General features: G+C 73.5%; 1 protein-coding gene. It reads right to left on the reverse strand.

What is annotated here, in order from left to right:
- Positions 1-664 (reverse strand): putative PEP-binding protein (locus VR44_RS11475; protein WP_045947337.1); only part of this gene is annotated, 664 nt, incomplete at both ends.

Here is a 664-nt window from a genome sequence, read left to right on the forward strand (position 1 = left end):
GCCGTGCTCCCCGCAGACTCCGACCGTCAGGTCCGGCCGGCTCGCGCGGCCCTCCGCGACGGCGATCTCGACGAGCCTGCCCACGCCCTCGCGGTCGATCGTCTCGAAGGGCGACCGTTCGAAAACGCCCCGGTCGAGGTAGGCCGGGAAGAACGCCGCCTCGGCGTCGTCGCGCGAGAAGCCCCATGTGGTCTGGGTCAGATCGTTCGTCCCGAGGGAGAAGAAGTGCGCGTCACGGGCGATCCGGCCCGCGGTCAGCGCCGCCCTGGGCAGTTCGATCATCGTACCGACCGGGCAGTCGAGCGGGACCCCGCTCTCCTTCGCGACGTCGGCAAGCACCGCGTCGACCTCGTTCCGCACCAAGTGCAGCTCCTCGGCGGCGCCGACGAGCGGGACCATGATCTCCGCGCGGGGGTCGCCGCCGGCTCGTTTGCGGGCGACGACGGCCTCGGCGAGGGCCCGTACCTGCATGGCCACCAGCCCGGGGGCCACCAGGCCCAGCCGTACGCCGCGCAGCCCGAGCATCGGGTTCTCCTCGTGCATCCGCTCCACAGCCGACAGGAGTGCGCGGTCCCGGGCGGCAGGAGCCCGGCCGACGGCCTCCTGCCGGGCGATCCGGACGGCGAGTTCGGTCCGGTCGGGCAGGAACTCGTGCAGCGGCGGG

This window comes from Streptomyces katrae, from assembly GCF_000966975.1.
Lineage (GTDB): Bacteria > Actinomycetota > Actinomycetes > Streptomycetales > Streptomycetaceae > Streptomyces > Streptomyces katrae.